At 46.7% G+C, this 20,183-nt stretch carries 20 protein-coding genes; 3 read left to right on the top strand and 17 right to left on the bottom strand.

Annotated features, from left to right (window positions below; translation table 11 throughout):
- Positions 1–115 precede the first annotated feature (115 nt).
- Both AC58VC_RS17085 and AC58VC_RS17080 read left to right on the top strand, forming a co-directional pair.
- Positions 116–595, top strand: a complete 480-nt coding sequence (locus AC58VC_RS17085; RefSeq protein WP_497369959.1) for a hypothetical protein — start codon at positions 116–118, stop codon at positions 593–595.
- 58 nt (positions 596–653) lie between these two features.
- A complete protein-coding gene (locus tag AC58VC_RS17080; RefSeq protein ID WP_497369958.1) occupies positions 654–1,130 on the top strand; it encodes a GyrI-like domain-containing protein in 477 nt (158 codons plus the stop codon).
- Positions 1,131–1,212: 82 nt separating this feature from the next.
- Here AC58VC_RS17080 and AC58VC_RS17075 read toward each other — a convergent pair whose 3' ends face one another.
- From AC58VC_RS17075 to AC58VC_RS17050, 6 genes are all read right to left on the bottom strand, one after another.
- Complete coding sequence (locus AC58VC_RS17075) at positions 1,213–2,457, bottom strand: MFS transporter (RefSeq protein ID WP_497369957.1); 1,245 nt, start codon at positions 2,455–2,457, stop codon at positions 1,213–1,215.
- A gap of 135 nt (positions 2,458–2,592) precedes the next feature.
- Positions 2,593–4,071 carry a sulfatase family protein gene (locus tag AC58VC_RS17070; RefSeq protein WP_497369956.1) on the bottom strand — a complete coding sequence of 493 codons (1,479 nt, stop codon included), beginning with the start codon at positions 4,069–4,071 and terminating at the stop codon, positions 2,593–2,595.
- A gap of 27 nt (positions 4,072–4,098) precedes the next feature.
- On the bottom strand, positions 4,099–4,935 hold the full coding sequence (locus tag AC58VC_RS17065) for a carbohydrate ABC transporter permease (protein WP_497369955.1): 837 nt from the start codon (positions 4,933–4,935) through the stop codon (positions 4,099–4,101).
- On the bottom strand, positions 4,935–5,876 hold the full coding sequence (locus tag AC58VC_RS17060; RefSeq protein ID WP_497369954.1) for a carbohydrate ABC transporter permease: 942 nt from the start codon (positions 5,874–5,876) through the stop codon (positions 4,935–4,937). The genes AC58VC_RS17065 and AC58VC_RS17060 overlap by 1 nt, the downstream gene beginning before the upstream one ends.
- Before the next feature lie 84 nt (positions 5,877–5,960).
- Complete coding sequence (locus AC58VC_RS17055) at positions 5,961–7,442, bottom strand: ABC transporter substrate-binding protein (protein ID WP_497369953.1); 1,482 nt, start codon at positions 7,440–7,442, stop codon at positions 5,961–5,963.
- 163 nt (positions 7,443–7,605) lie between these two features.
- Complete coding sequence (locus tag AC58VC_RS17050; RefSeq protein WP_497369952.1) at positions 7,606–8,991, bottom strand: response regulator; 1,386 nt, start codon at positions 8,989–8,991, stop codon at positions 7,606–7,608.
- A 91-nt stretch (positions 8,992–9,082) separates the two neighbouring features.
- Here AC58VC_RS17050 and AC58VC_RS17045 point away from each other — a divergent pair, with 91 nt between their 5' ends.
- Entirely contained in the window at positions 9,083–10,744 is a 1,662-nt protein-coding gene (locus AC58VC_RS17045) for a sensor histidine kinase (protein WP_497369951.1), read from the top strand.
- An 80-nt stretch (positions 10,745–10,824) separates the two neighbouring features.
- Here the strand turns inward: AC58VC_RS17045 and AC58VC_RS17040 are convergent, their stop codons facing one another.
- The 11 genes from AC58VC_RS17040 to AC58VC_RS16990 all read right to left on the bottom strand — a co-directional run bounded on the left by AC58VC_RS17040 (position 10,825) and on the right by AC58VC_RS16990 (position 20,176).
- On the bottom strand, positions 10,825–11,277 hold the full coding sequence (locus AC58VC_RS17040) for a hypothetical protein (protein ID WP_497369950.1): 453 nt from the start codon (positions 11,275–11,277) through the stop codon (positions 10,825–10,827).
- 36 nt (positions 11,278–11,313) lie between these two features.
- Positions 11,314–12,279: an ABC transporter ATP-binding protein gene (locus tag AC58VC_RS17035; RefSeq protein WP_497369949.1), complete on the bottom strand. Its 966-nt coding sequence runs from the start codon at positions 12,277–12,279 to the stop codon at positions 11,314–11,316.
- Entirely contained in the window at positions 12,272–13,255 is a 984-nt protein-coding gene (locus tag AC58VC_RS17030; protein ID WP_497369948.1) for an ABC transporter ATP-binding protein, read from the bottom strand. Before AC58VC_RS17030 ends, AC58VC_RS17035 begins: the two co-directional genes overlap by 8 nt.
- A 14-nt stretch (positions 13,256–13,269) precedes the next feature.
- Entirely contained in the window at positions 13,270–14,142 is an 873-nt protein-coding gene (opp4C, locus tag AC58VC_RS17025; protein WP_497369947.1) for an oligopeptide ABC transporter permease, read from the bottom strand.
- 15 nt (positions 14,143–14,157) lie between these two features.
- Positions 14,158–15,111 (bottom strand): ABC transporter permease, encoded by a 954-nt coding sequence (locus AC58VC_RS17020; protein WP_497369946.1) that lies wholly within the window; start codon positions 15,109–15,111, stop codon positions 14,158–14,160.
- Positions 15,108–16,841: an ABC transporter substrate-binding protein gene (locus AC58VC_RS17015; RefSeq protein ID WP_497369945.1), complete on the bottom strand. Its 1,734-nt coding sequence runs from the start codon at positions 16,839–16,841 to the stop codon at positions 15,108–15,110. Before AC58VC_RS17015 ends, AC58VC_RS17020 begins: the two co-directional genes overlap by 4 nt.
- Positions 16,842–17,048: 207 nt before the next feature.
- Positions 17,049–17,960 carry an ArsR family transcriptional regulator gene (locus AC58VC_RS17010; RefSeq protein WP_497369944.1) on the bottom strand — a complete coding sequence of 304 codons (912 nt, stop codon included), beginning with the start codon at positions 17,958–17,960 and terminating at the stop codon, positions 17,049–17,051.
- Positions 17,961–18,213: 253 nt separating this feature from the next.
- Complete coding sequence (locus tag AC58VC_RS17005; protein WP_497369943.1) at positions 18,214–18,444, bottom strand: hypothetical protein; 231 nt, start codon at positions 18,442–18,444, stop codon at positions 18,214–18,216.
- Positions 18,445–18,450: 6 nt separating this feature from the next.
- A complete protein-coding gene (locus AC58VC_RS17000; RefSeq protein ID WP_497369942.1) occupies positions 18,451–18,636 on the bottom strand; it encodes a hypothetical protein in 186 nt (61 codons plus the stop codon).
- Between the two features lie 99 nt (positions 18,637–18,735).
- A complete protein-coding gene (locus AC58VC_RS16995) occupies positions 18,736–19,029 on the bottom strand; it encodes a DUF2325 domain-containing protein (RefSeq protein WP_497369941.1) in 294 nt (97 codons plus the stop codon).
- Positions 19,030–19,198: 169 nt separating this feature from the next.
- The gene (locus AC58VC_RS16990) at positions 19,199–20,176 is read right to left on the bottom strand and encodes an aldo/keto reductase (RefSeq protein WP_497369940.1); all 978 of its coding nucleotides are present in this window, start codon (positions 20,174–20,176) and stop codon (positions 19,199–19,201) included.
- Positions 20,177–20,183: the final 7 nt, after the last annotated feature.

Raw genomic sequence — 20,183 nt, 5'->3', positions numbered from 1 at the left:
AAATATCAGCACTGACGGAACATTTTCTGTTTTCGATAAACAGTATCAATTTTTGATACATTTGGCAAATAGAATCAGTCTTGTAAAGAATAAATCCCACAAAGGAGAGAACAAAATGACGAACTACTCCATCAAAACAATCTCAGAAAACTACAAAATGACTGCTTTCGGTGTTTCATTTGATGACTACAACGACTGGGGAGGCAATGCAGCAAAAACTGCAGCTAAAAAAGCTGAAATCACTGAAAACGGCAAGCTTGCTGAACTTCTCGCACTCGCTGACGGGCAAGAATATCAAATCAACTACAACCTCGACCGCAAGCCTTGGCGCGGCTTCGGCGTAATGGGTGAGTTCAACGTGGAAGGTGCGGTCGTCCTCGATTTCCTCGCTGGCGATTACCTCGTCGTGCCCGGGATAGGCGCTGACAAAGACCGCCTCGCTGACGAAATCACAGGCAAAGTTTTCGGCGGTCTGATCCAAGAAATCACAGAATACAAATACGTTGGTCCTGGTAATTCGACGTTCGTGAAAGCAAATGAAACAGGTGAATTCTACGGCGAAATGTGGCTTCGTGTAAATAAAGTCGAAAAATAATCCTTATCAAAGCTGACTAAATCAAAAAACCAGAAGTTATATTAAAAGGAGCACTCACATGGCAAATTACACGCTTGAACACAAGAAATCATTCACATTGACCGCTTATGGTTTTTCAATCCAGTCGAATTTTCAAGACATGCCAGCTTTGCAAAAAGAAAAAAACGAGTTTTGGGATAAACTCAAGGCTGACGGCCGTTTTAATAAGCTCAAACACGCCGCAAAAGATGATCGCGAATGGTCAGTTAATGAGGTTTATCAAGGAAAACCGTGGAATTATTTCGCGGTAGAAGCTGGCAAATCAGTGGCTGACGCAACACGCACCATCGAGTTTCCAGAGAGCGAGTACATCGTGGTCGCAGGAAATGGCGAGAAGGAAACATTGTTTGATCAGCTGACTTACCGCGCTTTTGGCGAAGTCTTGGCCCAAATCACTGATTATGCGTACATCGGTGGTCCAAATGCGACTTATCGCAAAGACAACGGTGACGGCACTTTCTACGGCGAATTTTGGGTGCCTGTGGTTAAAAAATAAGGGTAATCGGAAAACAGGCAGCCATCATTTAGACGGCTGCCTGTTGCGTTGTATTCAACTATCATTCTGCGAAGAGATTACCTCACATCTGCCCTTGCAGTTTCTGAGCCAGCTTGCCCTGCACGAACCACATATACACAGCAAACCCTGCCAGCAGCGCTAAGGCAGTTAACAAGAATGGCAAAGAGTAATGATTGCCAGCCAAAATGTACCCGGCCCAATAAGACGCAATCGTGTTGCCGATACTCCGTGAAACCGTCCGCATCCCGGCAAAAACATTGCGGTCTTCTTCGGCAACCGCGGACATGCATTCGCTATCCATCATGTTGTTCAGCATCGTAAAGCCAGTGCCTCGAATCATCAGCAGCACGGCAAAGACGGAGCTAGGCATAGTAAGCGCCATCAGCCCTACCACTAGGATGTTATACAGAAAGAGGAATACAAAGGCAGTGCGGCTGCCCATACGCTCCAAGAGGTACGGAACGAGAAGTGAACCGACAAAAAAGAACACACCAGAGAGCGCTAGAAGCCCAGAGATACTGCCGTCCTCCATCCCAAATCTAAATTTCAGAATGACGTTGAGGAACGGACTCAACAGACCAAAGGTGAAGCCTGAATTAAAGATAAGCAACGCAAGCAGGAACATGAACGAATAGGCGTGCGCCTTCTTGTGCCTGACTGAAGAAGGAACTGCGGAAGCACCTGACTTCCCAGTTGCAACTGCTCGGTCGTTGGCAGACGGGAGCAGCAAGCCCCTAAGAATACCGGAGAGCCCCAAACAGCCGCCAGCCACGAAAAAGGCGTATTGATACAACGTACTGTGCCCTGGCAGCCACAACGGGAGATAACCTCCCAACCATGTGCCAATGCCGGTACATAAGGTAAAGATTGCAAACAGCAGCGAGTAGGCGCTGGTCTCTTCTTTTTTCGTGCGGCAATATTGAAAAATCAGTTGAATTTCCGAATTCACAATGGCGGTAATACTTAGTGACCAAGTGAGCTGTGCTGTGGTAATCATGCTGACACTGGTGCCGCATCCAAAGATAATCAACGCTAAAAAAGCCAGCAGCATACCGATAACGAGCATCGTTTTACGGCCTATGTATTTGACGATGATGCCTGCCGGGAGACTGGTCAGTCCCACGGTCAGCGCTCCCAGCGAGGTGATACGCCCGATGTCCTCTTTGGAGAAGCCCAGGTCCAGCAGATGTAAGTTTAAAACCAAGTTAAAAATGCCAGCGCCGATGCCAAATAAGCTTTCGGTTGCAATAAATCGTTTGACGCCAGGGGATAAATCACGGAATAAACCGACTGTATACGACCACATAGCTGCTCCCTTCCTCCTGCTGTATGAACCTATCTTACATGCCAGGGGCACATGGTTCAACACGCTAAGAGAAAAGACTATCCTATGCCCGCCCTTCCAGTCGGCTGTTTCGCGCCTTTCAAGATGCTATGAAAACTAAAAACGGTGGTTGGTCTTATGCGGAACCACATCCGCCGTCTCCTGATAAAAGGTCAGCAGCCGGTCCTTCAGTTCAGCGAGCACGCCGGATAATGAAGGTTCGTCTATCCGATTAATCGTTTCGCCGGGATCGCTTTGCAGATCGTAAAGCTCATCCGACTCATATAAGCGCCTTACATACTTATGCGTTTTGGTGCGGCACATGACGGCCTTCGTATGCTCCGATCCTTCACTCTGCTGCAAGCCTACTCTCGGCCAATATAAACCGGATGGTGTCGTCTGAGAGACGCTGTCTTTCTCCATGCAGTGAATTTCGCCATGAATTCTGCCGCCTTCGCAAAAGACAGCATCACGATGCTCGTCTGTTTCCCCCGCCAGGAGCGGCAGAAGCGAGCGTCCGAAATGGGTGTGCTCCGGTTTCAAATCAAGTAACGCCTCGACCGTAGCGGGAAAATCGATCAATTCCACCAGTGCATCGCTGACTCGCGGTACAACGGGAATATGCTTCGGTGGTTTTACAACAAAAGGTACCCGGGTTAACGTATCCTCAAACGTATTCTGCGTCTTCTCCACGATTCCGTAATCTCCGGTGAAGTCACCGTGATCGGAGAAGAAGAACACCGCCGTATCGTCATAAATACCGGCTTCCTTCAAAGCATCGAGAAGCAGTCCGAACTGATGATCCACTCGGGAGCACATACCGTAATAGGTCGCTCGCAGCTCGTCCCAGCGTTCCTCCGTCCATGTTTGAAGATTCTGCCTTTCGTAAATCCCCTTAAGCAGACTTGGCTTGCCGTCCCAATTATCAGGTGCCGGAATCCTTGGCGGCAGCTTCTCCCTGTCAATTTGACTAAACCAAGGCTCCTCCACGCCGTAAGGCGGATGAGGGTAAAGCAAGGGCAGATACAGGCAGATTGGCTGATCCTCAGGAGCATTCTTAATAAATTCGATAGCCCCTAACACATTCGCCCAATCGTTGTCATAATAAGCTTCCTCGGCTGGGTCTTTTTCAAGTTTGCCGGCGAAGAAGGAGTAATAATTGTCCTCCTCGGGCTCCCCCCTCCACCGATCATAACCGTGAAGGTTCGTTTCCGGGCGCGGCTGCTTCTCCGGTTTATACTTGATATCGCAGTAAGCGTCATAGCCATTCTCCGCTGGTACCAAGTCGTTCTTCCCGCCCCACCATACGGAGTAGCCTTGCTCTTTTAATGTGCGGAGCAGAACCGGTTCATCAGGCTGCATCATATGGAACATCGTGCGATGGCCCCGTACATGCGGATACCAGCCGCTCATAAACGAGCATCGGCTCGGCGTACACACCGGGTTTTGGCAAAAGGCGCTGCGAAACGAGACGGCTTCGGTTTCCACCAATCGGTCAAGCACCGGCGTTACAGCCGCGGCGTTACCAACATGTCCGAGGACGTCTCCCCTCCATTGATCAGGGTTGAATATAACGATATGCGGTTTTTTCTCCATTCAGTGCAGCCTCCCTGGTTACATTTATTATCCTTTGACAGAACCGGAAATACCTTCTATGAAATACTTTTGGAATGCAATAAATACGAGGATGACCGGCACTAGCGAAATGGATGCGCCCGCGGCCATACCGGACCAGTCTATTGTATGCTCGCCCGCAAACGAAAACATGCCGACTGCAAGCGTACGTAGTTCGGGTTTATTCAGTGTAAAAACCAACGGAACAAAAAACGAATTCCAAGTCCAAATGAACTGCATAATGACCGTGGTCGCGATAATTGGCTTCGATAGCGGCAGCATAATCTGCCAAAAGATCCGGAAAAAGCCGCTCCCGTCCATCTCCCCGGACTCCTCCAGCTCCTTTGGCAAGCCGTGGAAATAAGCCATGAACAACAGAATGAACAACACATGGGCACCGGAGGATTCCGCTAAAATGACACCGGGCATCGTATTGAGAAGTCCCAATTGTTTCACGATCAAATACACCGGAATAATGGTGTATCCCTTTGGTATAAACATAGTAGCGCTGAAGATAAATACGAGCAGCTTTCTCCCCGGGAAGTTGACGCGACCGAGCGCATAGCCGGTCAACATGCACAGCAAGGTAACAATAACGACCGTCGATACCGTCACGATCACCGAGTTTATGAAATAATCGGAGAAGTGGCCAACCTTCCAAGCGCGTACATAGTTCATCCACTGCATGGATTCGGGAAGGAGCTTTAAGCCCGAGGTGATATACTCCTGATTCGTCTTCAAAGAAGAGAAGATCATCCAAATAAAAGGGTAAATCCAGATGAGGCCTAAGACCGTTAGCAGGATATGAAGAAATCCGTTCGTCAGATGACCTTTTTTTCTTCTCATCATCCCCTGCCTCCTGCCTGCTGCAGCCACTTCACAAGAAGACCGAGAAGTGCAGTCAAAATAAATATGGCAACGCCAAATACAATACCAGCCGCCGACGCATATCCGATCTGTGGGAAGCCACTTGTGCTGAAAGCGAAATTATAAATATACAGATCCACCGTCTCTGTCGCGTAGAAGGGGCCTCCGCCGGTCAAGGTTTTGACTAAATCGAATACATGCATACTGTTAACTACCGTCAGCAAAAGAATAACAGCGCCCACCGGGGCAAGCAGCGGAAGCGTAATATACCGCAGCGTTTGCAGTCCGTTCGCTCCATCCGTCTTTGCCGCTTCGTAAACGTCCTTTGGCAATGTTTGAAGTCCGGCGAGCCAATAGACTAGCACCATGCCGAAAAATTTCCACGAGCCGATCAGAATCAGCACGAGCATTGCGGTATCGGCCTGACCGAGCCACGGAATCGGATTGGAAAGTACCCCCAGCTCCATCAGTGCCTCGTTGACTAACGCATTTTCGTTGCCGAAAATGAATTTCATGACGATTCCCACTGTCGATGTAGTTGTTACAACCGGCAAAAAGTATACGGTCCGGTAAAATACCTTGCCTTTAAATAGTGCCTGATTCAAAACGAGAGCAAGCATGAGCGTAGTCGGCAATAGAATTAAGGTCTTAGCCGTCATATAGATTAAACTGTTACGAAATGCATTCCAGAACGCTTGTTCATGGACTAGTTTGATAAAATTGTCCCATCCAATAAAATTTTCGAGGGGACCGAATCCGCTCCATTCGTAAAAGGAATACACGTAACTCATCACGATAGGATATACGGTAAACGCGAGGAAAAACAGAACCTGCGGTCCGATCAGGGCGTAGGCCCATAAGTAACGAATTCGCGTCCGGCGGGAAGCCGGCCATCGAATGACGGAAGCAGTGCGACTCAAGGATGTTCCTCCTTTCGGGCTGCGGCTCACCGCAGTACTCAGGCAGTCTCGGACGCGAGCCCTCCACTGCCTGCTGCTTGTCGTTTATTTTTTCAACTCGTTATACTTGTCTGTCGAATAGGGTTGCAGCGGAACCCAGTTGGGGAATTGGTAGTCCGTCTGCTGCACGGGTGTTCCAGATTTGTTCACTTTGTCTATCGATTCCTGCAGCGCTTTGTTATAACCTGATGTCAATTGCGAAAGCTGGGCTTTCACATCCTTGACTTGACCTGCTAAATATCCCTCCAAAATTTTACCGACCGTTTCCTTCGGCTTCTTCCCATTCAGCTCCGTATTTACTTGAACCGCTGCACGGTTGCGTGTATAGGGATGTGGCGAAAGAATAAACGTTTGGTCTTGAATTTTCTGAGCCTCAACGAATGGCGGATTGTCAATCTTCACCGTTTTGTTCTGATCGATAATCGGTGACCCCTCGATGCCAAGTTCCAACTGTTTGGTGTAGTAACGATCCATGTAAAACTGCAGGAACAGCTTGACTTCCTCATAGTGCTTCGTATTTTTGCTTACATGCAGCGTCGCCTTCGTTTCCCCCTGGAACGCATAATATTGAGGCTTTCCGTCCTTCGTCGGCAATGGTGCGACGCCAAAATCGTTAAATTTGTTATTTTGCTGAAGCTCCGAGGATAGAAACGTGCCGTCAATGACGAAAGCCGCCTTGCCCCCGGCAAACAAACTGGATGCTTCCCTGTAATCGATAACCAGACTGTTCGGATGAAGCAGCTTATCGTCCTGAAGCTTTTTAATAAACGCAATGCTCTCCACGAAACCCGGAGAATCGAATTCATACTGTCCTGTTTTTAAATTAAAACCATCATTGGGAACGACCTCCGGCTTAATCGCCGTAGCCATTTGGCCTAAATAACCGCTGGCCAGCCAGTCCGTTTTAATTCCCAGAATTAATGGATATACGTCGCTGCTGCTTTGTTTGATTTTGGCTCCAACTGCAACGAAATCTTCCCAGCTCTTGGGCACGTCGCTTTCGGATAAACCCGCGTTTTTCAGCACATTTTTGTTGTAATAGAGTACGTGAGCGTAACGGCGTGGCGTGAAATGAGGCAATGCATATACCTTCCCATTCAACGTAGTAAAGCCCTCGGTCCAAGTTCCCTCGTAAAACTTATCTTTATAACCTTGTACAACATCGTCAATATCGCGAATGAGACCAAGCCGATTCAATTGATCGACGGGAACCGCATTGCTGTTGGCAAAAATATCCGGCAGGTCGTTGCTTGCCACAGCGGCCTGCAACTGGGTAGCATATTGAGAGGACGCGATTGCGGGCAGCTCCACCTTAATATTAGGGTATTTCTCCGAGAATTCTTTGATCGCCTGCTCCAACGCTTGCTGTGACTCCGGCCAGCGGTGCCAGAACTTAATCGTAACCTGCTCTTTGGATTGACCTTCTATCTTCTGCTCGGTTCCGCTTGTTCCATTATCCGAGCAGCCGCTGATAGCCATCCCTGCAGCCAGCAGCAATGCCAAGCTAGTTAACCCTCTTTTTCTCATAAATCCTAACCCCTCCGACAAAAGTTTTCACATCGCCGGTCTTCCGGTAGACATCCTATTAAAACACATTGGTATACTTGGTTTTAATGTAATTCCATCATACGGTATTTGAAGGCTGTTAACAGCGAGAAAAATTTAGCCCATAGGCGAATTTTTTAGCCGTTTATTTTTCTCCGACGCTCGATCCATGCTGTTTCCGGTAGTCCCCTGGCGTCATTCCCCACTCATTTTTAAATAAAGATGTAAAATAGCGATGATCTTGGTAGCCTAAACTTTCGGCAAGCTTCGCAATCGACTTGTCACCAGATATCAGCAGTCGCTTCGCCTTTTCCATTCTCTTCCGCGTTAGGTACCTGACAAAGCTTAGCCCGGTTTGCTGCTTGAACATTCGGCTAAGCGTGACCGGGTGCACACCGGACTCCGCAGCCAGCGATTCCAAGGTAATGTCCATGTCTGCGCGCTGTTCAAGAAGACTCAGCGCCTTCTCAAACCAATCAGCGGAACCTTTAGGCGTGTAGGCTGGATGCAACTGGTCAAAACGCTTCATCACCCACTCCTGCAGCCAGGTCCTCAGCTCCGGCCAGCTCGGATAGCGCTCCACTTCCCGCACCCATATCTCTTTTGGCCCGTATTCCAAAATGGTAAAGGTTTGCCCTTCGGTTAAGTCCGAATCAAGTAGAGAGACGAGCTTCGCGCATTCCTCCCGAACCACATCGACCTGCAGTCTCTGCAGCTCCTGGAACCATAGGGACAGATCTTCATCCAGCTTCTCCCGATCCGCTGTCTTCACCGCTCGAACAATACCGAGCCTACTTCCGCCTGCCGAGTCCGCATTCGACCTGTAACGTCCTTTATGCACAGCTCCGTTTCCGTAAAACCGTTTCGTTTCCCAGGCCTTCCACTCTACGGGCCATATATGCGTCAGCTGGCCCGAATCTCGGAAGCCTCCCCCACTGTAAGCGGGCTCCGCCGCCACAATCAGGACTCGCTGCCCTTGGCATTCAAAACCGCATATAGTGTTAGGATGAGTTTCGGCACGAATAGACCCCTCTTCGAATTCTATCGACTTCAGCACCCGGTCATCAAACCAATGAGAGACGTTCCTAAAGAATATACCGTCGATCTTCATTGCCTCCAGCCGAGCACCCTGCAACGCGCCCCTTAGCTCCATTCCCAGTCGTTCGGCCAATCGCTCATAGGTTGTGTGTACGAGCTGCTTTAATTCATCTACATCGGCGGGTTTAAGCAAATAATCGGAAGCACCGAAATGTACCGCCTTCTTCGCATACTCAAAGTGGCTGTAGCCAGTCAGCATAACGACTTTCGTCTTAGGCAGCGCGTTCATCACCTTCGCCAGCATATCGAGGCCATCCAGTTCAGGCATTCGGATATCCAAAAAAACGAGTTCGGGACGTATGAGCTTGATTTGCTCCAGCGCCTCAAACCCGTAGCCTACATCAAAGACGTTCGCATAGGGGTGGGATTCCGTCAATTTCAGGACGATGCTGTGCCGAACTTCCTTCTCATCATCTGCTACACATATTTTCATATGAACCCACCTCAACCGATATTTTTATTGTAAAATAACAAAGAATCTGAAGCTGATACCTACAAATAACCTCCCGAAAGGAGAATGCTTCGTGCGCAGCTCGCTCCGAACCCTGCCACTTTCGCTAAAATACAAAATTTTAGTGATTGTGCTTATTATCACGATCGTACCTATTCTGCTTGCCAGCCTTAGCTGGCACTATCAAATGGTTCGCTCCAGCCTGCTCCATTCATCTGCCGTATCATCGCAGTTCGCCCGGTATGCAGCCAGAGAAGTCTCGCAATCGGTTCAAGAAATTAACCAAGGCTTAGACCCGCTTCTTATTGATTCGAGCTTTCAGAAATACATCAATATCCCAAAGGACGATATCGTCAGTCAAGCTGATAGCATCCTTACCTTTCGGCTCAAACTCGACCCGCTGCTACAATCCCATCCGGAAATTGAGGGCATCGTTTATTACGACAAGGAAGGTAAGATATTATATAATTCCAATCAGAAAAGTATGAATTATAGTTATAACTTTACTTCCGATCCGCTTTTTAAGAAAGTCGTCTCCGTGAACAAACCCCTGCTGAGCCAGGTCCATCAAACATTTTATACGTTAGGTAATCCTCAGGAAAGCCTCTCTCTTATTAGGCCAGTCACTTACTTAATTAGCGGAGAAGTTGACGCGTGGCTGATCGTCGATATCAAAACCGAGCATTTCCGAACCCTTATGAATGAAACCTATGAGGCTGGCGACGGTCAAATCCTATTATATCATCCCACTAGCGGAACCGTCATAGCCAAAGAGAAGATCTCCGAAGAACTTCAGGATAATCTCAATCATGTCCTTAAAAAAGGGAGACTGCCGGGAGAAGAACTCTTATTTGAGTCCGAAGGTGAACAGTACGAGGTTATTGCCCAAGAAATAATGCCCTCAGGATGGCAAATGGTGCTGTTGACCCCATTTGATGCCATAACGCAAGGCGTTAAAGAGTCCAGGCTGTGGACCCTGCTCATTGCCTGCCTAAGCATCATTGCCGCTTGTTTCATCGCGTTTCCGCTGATTTCCGGGTTGCGAAGAGTCGAACATCAGTTATACGAATCCAAGGTTAAGGAAAAAGAGAAAGCGCTCCTGCTGCTGCAGGCGCAAATTAATCCGCACTTTCTCTTCAATACTCTGGAAACGATTGAATCTTTGGCCATGAAGTTCAATGGCGAAGCAGTCCGCAGCATCGTGCAGAGTGTATCACGAATGATGAGATATAACGCAAGGAGTGATCATGGCTGGTCTACCCTGCGCGAAGAAATCGCTTTTGTTACCCATTTTTTATTAATTCACCGCTATCGAAATGGTGTGGAGGTCACGTGCAACTGGGAGGTAAGTCCAGATCTGATGGATTTGCCTGTCATGAAGCTCGTGATCCAACCGTTTATCGAAAATGCTCTTAAATACGGCTGGACTCCGGCTATGAAGGCCGATGATTTTATTCTGACCGTTAGCATTCATAGGCAGGACGCTGAGCTTTTCTTTCGCATTGAAAACACAGGTAACTCCATACAGGATACTGATTTGGAGAAAATCAACAAGATGACTCGTGGAGAGTTTGACCTCAATGATCCTTATTTTCATCAGCACACCGGGGTATCTAATGTTTACCAACGGCTCGTACTCTCCTATGGCGACTCGGTCCTGATGCATTTCTCTAAGTTGTCTGACCGGGGCACCGCCGTGGAATTCCAGATTCCGAATCATCGAATTTCACAATAACCATGGACAACAATTCCCATCGTTTCATCACAAAAAAAACGTATGCTGTGATACCCATCGGGTAACAAGCATACGTTTTTTTATACATGCTGAAGCTCAATATGAACTTTAACTATTTCTTCACCAGCTTCACTGATGGATGGCGTAAGACTCATTTTCCAGTGGTTCGGGACAAGAGATCTAAACAGCTGAAATTGCTCCGAGCTAAGTGTCAAATTCCGAAAAGTAGACTCTACAATATCATAGTCTGCATCCTCTAGTTTATTAAACCTGATTGCAAGTAAATTCTTGATACCTCCAAACGTTATAAAGCTGAATTGGTATCCATCGTTTATTGCCGACACTAAGGTTTCCTTATACTCGTGCCGGTAAGTCATAAAACCTTTCCAATCGACCTCTGAATGGATTAACTCCTTAAACTCTGCTTCATTGTACCCGACTGCAATCTCTATCATTTCAGTTTTCGAATAGCCTTTTGCGCGTAACATTTCCAATCGCAGCGCGTAAGGCTGCGGAAGTTTAACTATCGGCATGTACTCCCCTCATTTCCCATGCATAAATTGAATCCTTTAAACGAAGTGACAAGCAACGAAATGGTTTCCACCCACATCTCTGAATGCAGGCACTTGCTCCTTACATACGGCGGTTGCATAAGGGCACCTTGTATGGAACTTGCAACCTGAAGGCGGGTTAGCCGGGTTTGGCATATCACCTTTTAACAAGATCCTCTCCCGCTTCAATTTAGGAATGGGGATGGGAATAGCGGACAGCAGCGCTTTGGTATAAGGATGCAGCGGATTACGGAACAGTTCGTCTCGGGAAGCTGTCTCTACCATGGAACCAAGATACATGACGCCAATCCGGTTGCAGAGATGCTCGACCACGCTTAGGTCATGAGAAATGAAGAGGTAGGATAAATCCCGCGTCTCCTGCAGTTTGCGAAACAAGTTAATGATCTGCGCCTGAATGGATACGTCCAATGCTGAGACGGGCTCGTCGGCTATTATCAGTTCCGGTTTCAACACAAGTGCACGAGCGATGCCGATCCGCTGACGCTGCCCTCCGGAGAACTCATGCGGGAAGCGATCAACATGATAGCTCGACAGACCGCAGGAGTCTAGCACTTCGAGCACACGATCCCTGATTTCTTCCTTAGGAACGAGACCATGATCAAGCAGCGCTTCTCCGATTGCATCGCCAACCCTGACTCGCGGGTTCAATGAGCTGTACGGGTCTTGGAAAATGAGCTGCATCTTGGGACGCAGCTTTCTCAGCTCATCGCTTGGCAGCTTGTACAGATCAATCCCCTTGAACTTCACTTCCCCGGCCGTCTTCTCTGTCAGACGAAGAATCGTACGTCCAACCGTGCTTTTTCCACTGCCTGACTCGCCGACAAGACCGAATGTTTCTCCCGGTTGAATCTCTAAACTGATCCCATCAACAGCTTTCACATGTCCGATAGTTCTGTTCAATAATCCCGACTTGATTGGAAAGTATTTTTTCAAATCATGCACACTTAACAGTGGCTCAGACACTATGCATCGCCTCCTCATACAGCCAGCAGGCGGCTTTTTGCCCTTTAGCAACTTCCTTTAAAGGAGGCGACTTTATCCGGCAGATGTCCATGCAGTGTTCACAACGGTCATGAAAATAACACGATTCTCTCAGGTCCAGCGGATTAGGCACTTGTCCTGGAATTGAGTATAGCTCCTCTTGCCGTTGATTAATAACTGGCTTCGATTTTAAAAGCCCTCGTGTGTAAGGATGCTGCGGATTCTGAAATAGCTCAACAACCTCTCCTTCTTCGACGACTTTGCCAGCGTACATAACGACCACATAGTCTGCCATCTCCGCAACAACACCCAGATCATGCGTAATTAAGAGAATGGACATTTGTGAATCTTCTTTGAAAAGCCTTAGCAGATCCAGAATCTGCGCTTGGATGGTGACATCAAGTGCGGTCGTTGGCTCATCGGCGATAAGCAGCTTCGGACCACAGGAAATCGCGATCGCAATCATGATGCGCTGCAGCATCCCGCCGCTTAACTCGTGCGGATAACTCCCGAATATTTGCTCAGCCCGTGAAATCCCGACCTTGTCGATCAACGCTATTGTTCGCTGTTTGGCTTGCTTCCTGCTTAACTTCTGATGCTCAATAAGCGGCTCCATCAGTTGTTGACCTATGGTCAACACAGGATTAAGCGAGGTCATTGGCTCTTGGAAAATCATGGCGATTTCTTTACCGCGGATCGCTCGAAGCTGACTTTTGTTAAAGTTCAGCAGATCCTCGCCTTGGAAAGAAATCTTACCGCCAGCGACCTGGCCCGCCGGTCCTTCAATTAACCCCATGACAGACAAAGCGGTAATGCTTTTGCCACTTCCGGATTCTCCAACAATACAAACGGTTTCCCCTTGCCTTACATGCAGGCTCACATCGTCAACCGCTTTGACGACTCCACCTTCTGTTTGAAAATAAGTTCGTAGGTGTTCAATCTCAAGCAGATCACTCATCGGATGCAGGTCACCTACCTTTTCTGTTTCGGATCCAGCACATCACGCAGACCATCACCGAATATGTTAATGGCTATAACTGTAATAAAAATCGAGAAGCCTGGCGGGATCCACAACCATGGCCGCTCCTGAAAATCGATCAAATTATTCGCCGCATCGATCATATTGCCCCAAGTAGGGGTTGGCGGCATAACCCCGAGTCCGAAGAAGCTAAGCACCGATTCGCTTAGGATGGCTCCCCCAATGTTCAGCGTAGCGATCACGATGAGCAGCGGAATTAAATTAGGCAACAAGTGATTAAACAATTTACGGCGATCTCGCAAACCAAGAACGACCGTAGCTTGCATGAATTCTCTTTCCCTAAGACTGAGCATTTGGCCACGAATCATGCGGGCAAGGCTCGGCCAACCAACGATGCTAAGCATCAGCATAACAATATACATACGGCTGCCTGTAGGTACCTTCCATTCAGAAAGTAGTGCTCCAAAAATGAACAACAAGGGCAAGTGCGGTATGGTTAACAGCAAGTCAGAAATCCGCATAATGATTTGATCTGCTATCCCTCTGTAGTAACCCGCTATAGCTCCAAGAAGCGTACCAATCGCCACAGACAGTACCATTGACGCTAGTCCAACCGTTAACGAAATGCGTCCGGCTTGCAGCACTCGCGTCAATACATCACGACCTAGTCCATCGGTTCCGAGCCAATGCTTCAAGCTTGGGGCCTTATTCATCATCGCCATATTAATTTTGCCATTCGTATAGGGTGAGAATAATGGCCCCAAGAAGCAGGCTAGAAACATAATCACGACGACAATTAAGCCAAATACAGCTAATTTATTTCTGAGTAAACGCCTGAAAGATTGTCTCCATAATGATGATGGCATAACGATGTTCCTCCTCTATAATCGGACTCGCGGATCGGCGATATGATACAAAATATCCGATATCAGCGTACCGATGACGGTGAGTACAGCGATGAACATCGTGAAGCCTACCAGAAGTGGATAGTCTCGCAACGAGAAAGATTGGATATAGAGCTGTCCAATACCTGGCCAATTGAATATTTTTTCCGTGATTAACGAACCCCCGAACAAAGCAGGCAGTTCAAAGCCAACCAGCGTGATAGCCGGAAGCAGCGCATTGCGAAGGGCATGAGTAAATAGCACCTTGCCTTCTTTCAACCCTTTTGCCCGAGCTGTACGGATGTAGTCTTGCTTAATGACTTCGATCATATTGCTGCGGAAATAACGAGTTAGTGAACCTAGACCAAGTAACGTCAAGACAATAACTGGCAGCAGCATATGATGGAGGACCTCTGAGTAGTAGGCAAAACCAGTTGCATTGCTGCCCGTCGTCAACATGCCTCCCGGCGGCACCCATTTCAGGTCTACCGCCAATATTTTAATCAAATAAAGCCCGATAAAAAACGATGGAATCGACATGGCAGCGAAGATGCCGATCATCACCAGCGTATCAAACCATGAATACTGTTTATAGGCTGCAACAACACCAACAATGACAGCAATAAACCATGTCAGGAATGTAGAGACGATAGCTAGCAAAAACGAATTCCATATATACTCATTGAAAAGTTTGAGTACCGGCTTCTGCTGTGCCAGCGAGAATCCAAAGTCGCCATGGAACGCATTTTTCATCCATAGGCCATAACGCTCCAATAGCGGTTTGTTCAGTCCGTAGATCTCCCGCAGCTCCGCTTTCCGTTCTGGTGATAGTTTGATATTACCGCTAATGAAATCCCCCGGGGTCAGGGCATACAAGCTAAAAATCAGAAATGATGCAGCAATCAAAATGACAATCATGTAGACAAATCTTTTCGTTAAATAAGTACTCATGGTTGTTTGCTCAACGACCAATTCGGCAAGCTCGTGGAAAGTCCATTAAACGGACTTACAGATAGATTCTCAATTCTACCGTTATAGCCATAGACCGTCTTCTTGTAGTTCGTGAAAATGACCGGCAACTCGTCATTCATCAGCTGATAAACTTCTTTGTACACTTTTTTGCGCTCTTCAATATCGATAGTTGCCAAGCCTTTATCATATAATTCTTTGAATTTCGGGTTGTTATAGCCTTTAATCTCACCGTCTACGAATGGCTGTAAACCGTCCGATGGATCGGTAATCAAAGAAGTAGAGAAGCTCACCATATCGTAATCCCCGCTCTCCACTTTGGAAACAAGTGCGTTGAAATCGGCAAATACCTCCGGTTGGAACTTGACGCCAAGCGTTTTGAACGATTCCGTCGTTATAGCAATAAAGTTGTCCGTCTGCGCACTCTTGGATCCGAGGAAATGAATCGACAATGGTTTGCCATCTTTCTCACGAATACCGTCTGCGCCAGGTTTCCAGCCCGCTTCGTCGAGCAATTGCTTTGCTTTTTCAACGTCGAACTTGTAAGGGTTAATCCCCTCCTCTGTATAGGACCATGAAATCGGTGATGATGGGATATTAGCAATTTCTCCTGCGCCCTGATTAGCGTCGACATAAATACTTTGACGATCAATGCCATAGGCAAACGCCTGTCTAACTTTTTTGTCTTTCAGTTGGTCATGCTCCAAATTCACTTGTATGTAGCCATATGTGCTCGGTGTATAAGGAATAATGTTGACAAAGCCCATTTTTTTCAGCTTATCCACGTTTTCTTTTGTTGCGCTGAACGAAGCATAGTCCACTTCGCCGGTTTCAAGAAACTGCCAAGCGTCGCCTTGCGATGTTTTATAAATAAAATGCTCTGTTTTCGGCTTGCCGCCATAATAATTCTCGTTCGCCACGAAGCGCACTTCTTGCCCTGGCATGAATTTCTCAAGCTTGTACGGACCCGTACCTACTGGCTTTTCGTGAAGCTTCTTAATGTAATCCAGCTGGCCGAATTTATAATCCTTGCCATAATAGGCCTTAGATAGGACATCGGAACCGAGCGTCAGAAGCGCTGTTGCATTCGGTTGTTCTAAAGTAACAGAGATCGTTTGGGGATCGATCACTTTAATGCCCTCTATACTAGTGGCTTTCCCCTCTTTGTATGCTTTGCCGCCTTTCACGTGCAAGACATCGACTTGCATATCACCGTCGTACGCTTTGTCGTGTAGAATGGTCCAGGTAAATGCAACATCTTCGGCGGTAATCGGAGTTCCGTCGCTAAATTTCAAGTCTTTGCGAAGATGGTAGGTGTACGTTAAGTTGTCCGGGGAAACATCCCATTTCTCTGCAAGTCCAGGCGTAGGAACACCTTTGTTGTCCACTGTGACTAGTGGCGTGTATAGCAAAGATGAGACATTCCCGTCATATCCACTTTGATGGAAATAAGGGGTGAATGCGCCGCTTGGATCTGTAAGGCCGACGATGATCGTATCCGTGCGCTGTTTGGCGCTGTTCGGCAATTTGGACAAATCCGCCGCTTTAACCTCAGCCAGTGCACTAGCCGGTGCAGCTGTTTGGTTTGCATTTGTCGCTGCTGGTGTGCTACCGCCTTGTGTCGGCGTAGTCCCTTGATCATCCGAGCAAGCGGATAAAAGCAGCGAACCAACGGTTAATAAGGTAGATAAAACAATAAAGCTTTTTTTCATAATAAACCCTCCCATGAATTAATTCCGACTAAATCGCTATGAATAAGTTAATAATCATATTATAAAAACGAATTGCAGTTCTGTAAAGAGAGAACCGAAAAATATTTCTCACACAAAAGAAACATGTGTTAGTTAATTAGAAATAAAAAAAATCATTTCCACTCCGAAGACCGAAGCGAAAATGATTTCTTGATAGTTCTATTCCTGTTACTCGTGTTTGATATAAGAGGTTAGTTTGTTCTGAAAGTGCAGCAGTGCATCCTCTCTTAAACTGTACTCCGTTAATGTCTCCCCTTCGAAATGTGCGTAAATGAGCCCTGCACTCCGAAGCTTGGAGATGTGATCGTGCGTAATTCCTTTCGATAATTTAAGATGACGGACGATTTCAATAAAACTTCGCGGCCCCTGATGCAAATATCTTAATATTTTCAGCCGACTCATCTCCGCTAAGCTGCGAATAATACGGTATTCATGAGGGGGTAATTCCTCTTCATCATTGAAATAAATCCTTGCCGAATAATTGCAGATCGTTAATTGACGAAACGAAGAAATGACATTAATAGGCTGAAAATGGTATTGGGGAATTAATATTAATTGTTCCAATCCTTTCATTGGCTTAAAACATAACCCATTCGTCGTCTCATCGACAAAATTGTCTGACTTCATTGTTGGCTGTATAGCTTTGCGATGGTCAGCCTCATCTTGAAGCCTTTGTATGATCAGGGGGTCAATATGCTGAAAATATAGCTCGTTCCATTGGGAGAAAAGGGATAACGTCTTTGATCTGAAAGCGCCCATATGATCTGGAAACTGGCTAATGTAGTCCGACATCAATTCATATAAATCACCTGGACTCAAACCCTCCAGCCATGAAAGAAATTGATCAGCATGCTTTTTTTCCGGGCATAAGTGGACAAGCAGATATGTCAATTTCCAATTGGAATCAACTTCCGTTTCATCAAGCAGCGAGGCGAATTCGGGAGTTAAGCGCTTGCGGCTTTCCTTAGCCCATGCGGAAGTTAAATCGATCTTCTTATAGGATTTACGGCAAATATAGGTATGTAGACTGTTGATAAGCTCATGTAATGGTTCAAATGTTATATCTATTTTGTAATCCACTGTTCTACACCCCTTTTGTCTCTTTATACTCTATTATAGCTACAAGTCCAAATAGTTGAAAACAAAACTTAGAATCGCTCTCTTGATTTCGTTCTCTTATTCGGTAAATATAGCATGAAGAATGCCAGACTAGGGTATTTAAATCGTTTATATCTGACTCGGAAAATGGGCTTGGACGCAAAAAAAAAGTACACTCTCTCCATGAAAACAGGAGGAAATGCACCTATTTCTGTGTACCTCTATTGAACATGGATTACCACGTCCTTCTTCTTTTAAAAATGGGAATTATGTATTTATTTCCTTCGCTTGCGTGCAAAATAGCCTCCGAGTTATATAAATCAATGCACAAAGGCTCCTGAATGGATGCCAACGTAATTTTGTTGAGCTTTAATGCAGATAATAGGGATGGAATCAACTTTTGAGTTGTACCAATGAAGTTAACAGGTACAGGAACTTCATTGTAAGAGATGTTAATTTGATTCATAGCGATTCATTCCTTCCTACTAGATAGTTTGGGATGGCTAACATGCCAGAATTCAGAATTAATATGAGCTTCGATCAGGGGACCATGATCCTCGATGAATAATTCCTCAACATGGTAGACATCATCTGGTGTTGTCTGTGTGCTGGATTTTTGCTTTTTGAGAAACTTAACGGTATCCAGTAATATTCCCATTGTTATCCCTCCTCTCGCATAGATGATGAATAGAAAAAAGCATGGATTCAATATCCATGCTTCCGGTTTTCCGGTCAGAATTAGATTTATAATCATCATTCAACTTAAATGTAAGGCCTTCTCGATCGCACCAGTAGCACCAAACCCATCATGGTAATCAATCTTCTTCCCCATTTTTTCTGCGAGTTCCCTGACAGCCCACATGGACGTATGTTTTATGGCACCTTTTAGGATAATAATGACATCTGCCTGATTAATAATTCGCTTAAAATAATTTTCAATGGAGCCTCCACCCGTTTTACCGCTGTGATGCTCCACAATTAAGCCTCGCTTCTCACCCATCTTTTTGAAAGTGCTCGTTTGACTGCCGCCAATAATCGCAACTGTTTTCATGGTTGACTCCCCCATTCCGTTAGAATGTTCGTTCCGCTGTTCAACAACCTGTTATCTATATCCTAACTGATTATACAAGAAAGTCAATAGGTTTAGTCGGAATTAATTTCAATAAGAGAAGAAGCTGTCCCAAAAGTCACCCAATGACCGAGGGCCAGCCTCTTATTTGCTAACTAGTAAACGTCTCCTCACTGCGATCTGTTGCGATGGGTGGATCAATCGACAATGCCGTGACTTCTTTACGCCATTCATTCGTGAAATCCAGATCCACTGCCGCTAGTGAGGGCTCTAACTGTTCCAAGCTGCGCGCACCGATAATCGGCGACGTAATTGCCGGGTTGCTAAGCACCCAAGCCACTGCTAATGTAGCTGGATGAACATCTTTCTCACGGGAATACGCTGCGAATCTATCTGCGATATCGTAATAGGCCTCGTCACCATAACGCTTCGTATAGTTGCTCTGATCCACCAGTCTGCCGGTTGCTGGCTTCTTGCCTATTCCGTACTTCCCTGTCAACAGTCCCCCGCCAAGTGGACTATAACTGATGACCCCAAGTTTCTCGGATTCAGCCAGCGGCAGGATCTCGACTTCTGCTTGTCGTTTGACAAGATTGTACATAGGCTGGATCAATTCAAAGCTTGCCAAACCTTCTTTGGCGGAGATGCCAAGCGCCTTCGCGATTTGCCAAGCAGCCCAATTGCTGACGGCGGGATACAAGATTTTCCCTTGCCGCCGCAAATCGTCCAGAGCGCGCACGGTTTCCTCAATGGAAACCAGCGAGTCAAAGCGATGAATAAAATAAAATTCAATGCGGTCCGTACGAAGACGTTTCAGGCTTTGTTCTACCGAGAGGAATAAGTGTCTGCGCGAGGCTCCGCGTGCGTTAGGATCGGAGCCAAACGGAAAGCCAGCCTTAGATGTAAGGACCAACTCGTTGCGTTTACCTTCGATTAGCTCCCCCAGTATTTCTTCCGATGCTCCGCTGCTGTATACGTCGGCGGTATCGAAGAAATTAATGCCTTTATCCAAACAGCGATAGAATAATTGTTTGGATGTTTCCTTGTCAGCGTTACCTCCAAAGGACATTGTTCCGAAGCAGAGTTCTGAAACTTGAATGCCCGTTTTTCCAACTGTCTTGTACTTCATAGGGTCT

It is taken from the genome of Paenibacillus sp. J22R67 (assembly GCF_059692175.1).
The sequence above is the reverse complement of the archived record's forward strand: the minus strand, read 5'-3'. Positions and strand labels throughout refer to the sequence as shown.